The following is a 6000-nucleotide window of genomic DNA, read 5'->3' as shown; positions in this document are numbered from 1 at the left end:
CGAAACACCCCCGACCCGAGCCCGCGCCCCGGGCGACTGACCGCGGCGGCGGCCTGCGCGGGCCTCGAAGCCCTCGCGCTCGTCGTCGGCGGCGTATACATGCTCGCGATGGGGCTCCTCGGGCGGCCCGACAGCCCGCAGCAGGCCGAGATGGGCGGTCTCACCCTCATCGCCCTCGCCGTCATCCCGCTGCTCGCCGCACGCGGACTGCTGCTGCGCCGCGCGTGGAGCCGTGGCCCCGCGCTCGTCACCCAGATCATGGCGCTGCCCGTCGCCTGGACGCTGCTGCGCTCCAGCGGCCCGCTGATCCCGGCCGGGATCGCGCTCGCGGTGGTCGCCGTGACGGCGCTGGTCCTGCTGGTCAACCCGACGACCACCGAAGCACTCGGCGTCCGGGGCCGGGGCCGCGCGTAGGGGGCGCCCGCGAAGTAGCGCTGTCCGCCTGTAGGGCGGCGCCTGCGGCGGCCGGCGTGGTGCGTCGCGAGGCGGAGGATCGGCGTTGTGGATGGACCGGCCGTACTCGGCCGAGTGAACGCGGCGAGGTGCCGTGCCGGGCGTCGCGGGCCAGGTGGGACTTCGCGGAACACCCTCTAGGCCGGCTCCGGCGAAGCGCCGACCGGTCGCGCGGCGCGTGGGCCGCGCTCGTCCCCGATCGCCGGGACGGGCTCGTCCTGAGCCCGTCCCGGCGGCCGAGGACGGCCCGTCACTCCTCCACGAGCAGCTTCTCGCGCAGCTGCGCCAGCGTCCGCGCCAGCAGCCGCGAGACATGCATCTGGGAGATGCCGACCTCCTGCGCGATCTGCGACTGCGTCATGTTGCCGAAGAAACGCAGCAGCAGAATCCGCTTCTCCCGCGGCGGCAGATCCTCCAGCAGCGGCTTCAGCGACTCCCGGTACTCGACGCTCTCCAGCGCCTCGTCCTCCGAGCCGAGCGTGTCCGCCACCGCCGGGGACTCGTCGTCCGTGTCCGGGACGTCCAGCGACAGCGTGCTGTACGCGTTGGCCGACTCCAGCCCTTCGAGGACCTCTTCCTCGGAGATGCCGAGGCGCTCGGCCAGCTCGTGCACCGTCGGCGAACGGCCGTGCTGCTGCGAGAGTTCGGCCGTCGCCGTCGTCAGCGACAGCCGCAACTCCTGGAGACGGCGCGGCACCCGCACCGCCCAGCCCTTGTCACGGAAGTGCCGCTTGATCTCCCCGACGACCGTGGGAGTGGCGTACGTCGAGAACTCGACACCCCGCTCCGGATCGAACCGGTCCACCGACTTGATCAGGCCGATCGTCGCGACCTGCGTCAGATCGTCCAGCGGCTCGCCGCGATTGCGGAACCGGCGGGCCAGATGCTCCACGAGCGGCAGATGCATCCGCACCAGCTGATTGCGCAGCAGCGCCCGTTCGGGAGAGTCCTCCGGCAGCTTGCGCAGCTCGACGAACATCGCCCGCGCCCCGCTGCGGTCATGGGGATCGTGTTGCCTGTGCTCGCTCATCGTGGCCGCCCGCTCTGCCTGCGCCTGCTCCGCCCCGGCCGTCCGTCCGTCGGGCCCTTCCTCCGGATGGGGCCGGGCCTGCTGCTCCGGAATGCCCGACGGCATGAGCGCCGGATCCGCCGGAACCTCATGCCCTTCGCGCGGATCCTGTGGGACCCGCTCCTCGTCACGCACCGGACCGTCCCCGTTCCTCACGCCGGCCCGGGTCCCGCGCCGCGCTGTTTGTACAGGCTGATGGCGACCGTGCGGTCGTCGGCGACCGTCGCGTCGACCTTGCCCGCGAGCGCCGACAGCACGGTCCACGCGAACGTGTCACGCTCCGGGGCGCGCCCGTCCGTCGTCGGCGCCGAGACGGTCACTTCGAGGGAATCGTCGATGAGCCGGAACACACAGCTGAGGACGGAGCCCGGTACGGCCTGTTGAAGCAGGATCGCGCAGGCCTCGTCGACCGCGATGCGCAGGTCCTCGATCTCGTCGAGGGTGAAGTCCAAGCGTGCTGCCAGGCCGGCCGTAGCCGTACGGAGCACGGACAGGTAGGCACCCGCAGCGGGCAGCCGGACTTCCACGAAGTCCTGGGTCCCGGGCTCGCCTGCGATCTGGGACACCCTCACCTCCAAGGTGGCACAAGCTTCTCAAGGGCTACGGGAAGGAAACCCCGGAGCCTCGTGTTACGTGGTCGGCACGGAGCCGGTCTGGAGTGGCGACGCTATCGCGATCCATGGTCCCGTGTCGCAGGGACCCCCGGGCCGGCACCGACCGGCCAGTTACTCATAGTAGGCATATGAGTACGGACAGTGGCTAGAGGTGTGCGGCAACCAATTACGAGGAACCGGCGGATGGTTGACGTACCCAGGCCTCAGACGATCGAACCGTCGGCGAAGCACCAGCGCCACGACTCACCGGGCTCGTAGCTGCGCATCACGGGGTGTCCCGTGTCCCTGAAATGGCGTGTGGCATGCCGGTGCGGCGACGAGTCGCAGCACCCCACATGTCCGCAGACCAGACAGAGCCGGAGCTGTACGTGGTGGCTGCCCAGGGCCTGGCACTCCAGGCAGGTCCCGCTCAGCGCCACGGGCTCGGGGCGTGGGAGGCCGGCAACATGCTCGCACTCACTCATGATGGCCAGATTACGACGCTAGCGGAGGACATGGGATGGACCCGTTGCAGCTGATCGCCCTGGTGGCGGGAAGCGCGGTGATCGCGGCGGCGGCGCGCAGGACGCCCGTTCCGGCCCCGCTGCTCCTCGTCACCGCGGGACTCGGCGCCGCGTACGTGCCGGGCGTGCCCAGCTACGTACTCGACCCGCACATCGTCCTGCCCCTGCTGCTGCCGCCCCTGCTGCACATGGCCGCCGTGGAGAGCTCCTATCTGGACCTGCGGGCCAACGCACGGGCCGTCGGACTGCTCTCCGTGGGATACGTCCTCTTCGCGACGCTCGTCGTCGGCTATCTCGCGTATCTGTTCATCCCCGAGATGCCGCTGACCGCCGCCCTGGTGCTCGGCGCCGTCATCGCGCCGCCGGACGCGGTGGCCGCCACCGCGATCGCCCGCAAACTGGGGCTGCCCAGCCGGATCACGACCATCCTCCAGGGTGAGTCGCTGGTCAACGACGCGACCGCGATCACCGCGTTCAAGGTGGCGCTCGCGGCGGCTGTCGGGGAAGGCGCGAGCTGGGCCGGCGGGATCGGCGAGTTCGCGCTGGCCTCCTTGGGAGGCATCGGAATCGGCCTCGTACTGATGGTGCCGATCCACTGGCTCCGTACGCATCTGCGGGAGGCACTCCTGCAGAACACGCTCTCGCTGCTCATCCCGTTCGTCGCCTACGCGGCGGCCGAGCAGGTGGGCGCGTCGGGGGTGCTGGCCGTCGTCGTGGTCGGGCTCTACCTCGGACACCGGTCCTGGCAGGTCGACTTCGCGACCCGGCTCCAGGAGCAGGCCGTGTGGAAGATGGTCTCCTTCATCCTGGAGTCCGTCGTCTTCGCGCTGATCGGGCTCCAGCTCCCCTATGTACTGAAGGGGCTCGGCTCCTACGGGGGAACGGAGGTCGCCGGTTACGCCGTCGGGGTGTTCGTCACCGTCGTCGTGGTCCGCTACGTCTGGGTCTACCCGGCCACCTTCGTGCCGCGCCTGCTGTCGAAGCGGATCAGGGAGCGAGAACCGGACACGACCTGGAAGGCGCCGCTGATCGTCGGCTGGGCCGGCATGCGCGGCGTGGTGTCCCTTGCCATCGCCTTCTCCATCCCGCTGACCACGCACGACGGCGACGCCTTCCCCACCCGCAACCTCGTCCTCTTCCTGACGTTCACGACCGTCATCGCCACCCTGGTCGTCCAGGGCCTCACGCTGCCCTCGCTGATCAGGCTGCTGAAGCTGCCGGGGCGCGACCGGTACGCCGAGACGCTCGCCGAGGCACAGGCGCAGAGCCGGGCGTCGGTGGCCGCGGAGCAACGGCTCGACGAACTGCTCGCCGACGACCGCAACGCCCTGGCCGAGCCGCTGGCGGACCGGCTGCGGAACGTACTGGAGCGGCGGCGGAACTCGGTCTGGGAGCGGCTCGGCACCGTCAACGAACTGACCGGCGAATCCGCCGACCGCACCTATCAGCGGCTGTCCAGGGAGATGATCGGCGCCGAGAGGGACGTCTTCGTGGAGCTGCGCGACGAGCGGCGGATCGACGACGAGATGCTGCGGACGCTGCTGCGCAGGCTGGACCTGGAGGAGGCCGTGGCCTACCGCGAGGAGGCCGACTGACCGCCGCCGCCGTCCCTGTCTCCGTCGCTTTCGCCGCCGGGTCCGGCGGTGACGACCGGGTCCGGCGGGCGGCCGGTGACGACGGCGGCGACCGTGCTGCCCGGCGGGAAGGCGCCCTCCCCGGCGAGGGTGGTCAGTCCGTGCAGCATCTTGGCCACGTAGAGCCGCTCGACCGGGAGTCCGTGACGGTCCTCGAAGTCGGCGGCGAAGGCGTCGGCGGCCGGTGTCGTACGGGCGTAGCCGCCGCCGTGGAAGCGCTCGTCCAGGCTCCAGTCGCCCCGGGGGCCGCCGAAGGCGGCGAGCTGAAGGGCGCGGACCTCCCCGGCCAGGAAGCCGCCCTTCAGCACGGGGAAGCCGACGGCGCGCTGCCCAGGGCCGAGACCGGCGGCCAGGCCCGCGAGGGTGCCGCCGGTGCCGCAGGCGACACCCACCACGTCGGCCGCGCCGCGCAGCTCCCGTCCGAGGGCCGTACAGCCCCGCGCGGCAAGGGAGTTGCTGCCGCCCTCGGGGACGGCGTAGACCCGCTCGCGGGGCACCGCGAGCGCGTCCGCGGCCGTGCTCAGGATCTCCCTCAGTACGGAGGGCTCGGTCTTACGGCGATAGGTCGCCCGGTCGAGGAAACGCAGCCGCATGCCGTCGGCGGCGCACGCGGCGAGTGAGGGGTTCAGCGGGCGGGTGGCCAGTTCGTCGCCCCGTACGACACCGACCGTCATGAAGCCGAGCAGCCGGCCGGCGGCGGCGGTGGCGCGCAGATGGTTGGAGTACGCGCCGCCGAAAGTGAGCAGGGCGAGGTGACCTCCGGCGGAGGCGGCCCGCAGGTTGGGTTCGAGCTTCCGCCACTTGTTGCCCGGCAGGGCGGTGTGGATCAGGTCGTCCCGCTTGAGCAGCAGCGATACGCCGCGGCGGGTGAAGCGCTCGTCCTCGACGGTCCGCAGGGGTGACGGCAGCCGTGGCCGCAGGGCGGCGAGGTCGAGCGCTTCCGGAGTCACCCGTCCATTGTCACGCGGGCCGCTGTCGCGCCGGCCCGGCCGGTCTACTTCAGCCGCTCGTCGATACGCCGCCGCAGACCCGCCATGGAGACGCCGCGGGGGTCGATCTTGCCCGGCTGCCACTCCAGGTGGCCGATGACCGAGGGCCCGTTCCAGTTGTGGACGCGGCAGACGGCCGCCGCCGCGGCCTCCATGGCCTCCACCTGGACGGCCGGCCACGGGTCCTTGCCGTCGCCCAGGTTCTCGCACTCGAAGCCGTAGAAGTGCCTGTTGCCGTCGGTGTTGGTCTCGTTGTCCGGCGGCAGGGCCTTCTCGGCGATCACGGCGCGCAGGACGTCGTCGTCGCCGCTGCCCGCGTGGTTGGCCCGGCCGTAACCGACGAGATGGACTCTGCCGTCCTTGGAGATGACGCCGTGGCACAGCGGCCCCGGCAGCCCCGCGTAGCCGTCGCGGCAGATGCGGACGGTGTTCGCGGTGCCCTTGGTGACCGTGTGGTGCATCATCACGCCGTGGACCGGGCCCCAGGGCCCCACGTGGTTGCGGTTGTGCGTACGCCAGTCGCCGACCTCGACGACCGTCAGCCCCTCGTTCTTCAGCGCGCGGATGAAGCTGCTCGCAGACATGGGTGTGGCCATGGCGGCCTCCTTGACCGGTGGATCCGGAACTTCTCGTACCGCTGGCTCTTACCCGAACACGGCGCGGTGGACCGTCGATTCGCACGCCGTACGAGCCGATCCGGTCACATTCGGCCGAGCGTGAGCCGTGAATGACAGAAGC

7 protein-coding genes are annotated in these 6000 nt (G+C 71.3%); 2 read left to right on the top strand and 5 right to left on the bottom strand.

Translation table 11 applies throughout. The features are described 5' to 3' along the window. Positions 1-36: 36 nt before the first annotated feature. Positions 37-414 carry a hypothetical protein gene (locus GXP76_RS17760; RefSeq protein WP_308354156.1) on the top strand — a complete coding sequence of 126 codons (378 nt, stop codon included), beginning with the start codon at positions 37-39 and terminating at the stop codon, positions 412-414. Positions 415-703: 289 nt separating this feature from the next. On the opposite strand, the gene GXP76_RS17755 is transcribed toward GXP76_RS17760, so the two are convergent. The 3 genes from GXP76_RS17755 to GXP76_RS17745 all read right to left on the bottom strand — a co-directional run bounded on the left by GXP76_RS17755 (position 704) and on the right by GXP76_RS17745 (position 2600). Next, entirely contained in the window at positions 704-1678 is a 975-nt protein-coding gene (locus GXP76_RS17755) for an RNA polymerase sigma factor SigF (RefSeq protein ID WP_374361448.1), read from the bottom strand. Continuing rightward, positions 1675-2088 (bottom strand): anti-sigma regulatory factor, encoded by a 414-nt coding sequence (locus GXP76_RS17750; protein ID WP_023538758.1) that lies wholly within the window; start codon positions 2086-2088, stop codon positions 1675-1677. Before GXP76_RS17750 ends, GXP76_RS17755 begins: the two co-directional genes overlap by 4 nt. Before the next feature lie 251 nt (positions 2089-2339). Further along, a complete protein-coding gene (locus GXP76_RS17745; RefSeq protein ID WP_242572513.1) occupies positions 2340-2600 on the bottom strand; it encodes a UBP-type zinc finger domain-containing protein in 261 nt (86 codons plus the stop codon). A 35-nt stretch (positions 2601-2635) separates the two neighbouring features. Between GXP76_RS17745 and GXP76_RS17740 the strand changes: the two genes are divergently transcribed. Beyond that, complete coding sequence (locus tag GXP76_RS17740) at positions 2636-4234, top strand: Na+/H+ antiporter (RefSeq protein ID WP_242572512.1); 1599 nt, start codon at positions 2636-2638, stop codon at positions 4232-4234. Here GXP76_RS17740 and GXP76_RS17735 read toward each other — a convergent pair. Beyond that, positions 4213-5223 (bottom strand): 1-aminocyclopropane-1-carboxylate deaminase/D-cysteine desulfhydrase, encoded by a 1011-nt coding sequence (locus tag GXP76_RS17735; RefSeq protein WP_242572511.1) that lies wholly within the window; start codon positions 5221-5223, stop codon positions 4213-4215. The two genes, GXP76_RS17740 and GXP76_RS17735, sit on opposite strands and share 22 nt — an antisense overlap. A gap of 44 nt (positions 5224-5267) precedes the next feature. Continuing rightward, positions 5268-5858, bottom strand: a complete 591-nt coding sequence (locus tag GXP76_RS17730) for an N-acetylmuramoyl-L-alanine amidase (protein WP_242572510.1) — start codon at positions 5856-5858, stop codon at positions 5268-5270. Between the last annotated feature and the right edge of the window lie 142 nt (positions 5859-6000).

The organism is Streptomyces sp. NP-1717 (assembly GCF_022695985.1).
Classification (GTDB): domain Bacteria; phylum Actinomycetota; class Actinomycetes; order Streptomycetales; family Streptomycetaceae; genus Streptomyces.
This window is presented reverse-complemented; position numbering and strand designations above follow the sequence as displayed.

What these genes read in the sequence shown, in the direction of transcription:
- GXP76_RS17745 (WP_242572513.1), bottom strand. Translation starts at nt 2,600, where the DNA reads ATGAGTGAGTGCGAGCATGTTGCCGGCCTCCCACGCCCCGAGCCCGTG.
- GXP76_RS17740 (WP_242572512.1), top strand. Translation starts at nt 2,636, where the DNA reads ATGGACCCGTTGCAGCTGATCGCCCTGGTGGCGGGAAGCGCGGTGATC.
- GXP76_RS17730 (WP_242572510.1), bottom strand. Translation starts at nt 5,858, where the DNA reads ATGGCCACACCCATGTCTGCGAGCAGCTTCATCCGCGCGCTGAAGAAC.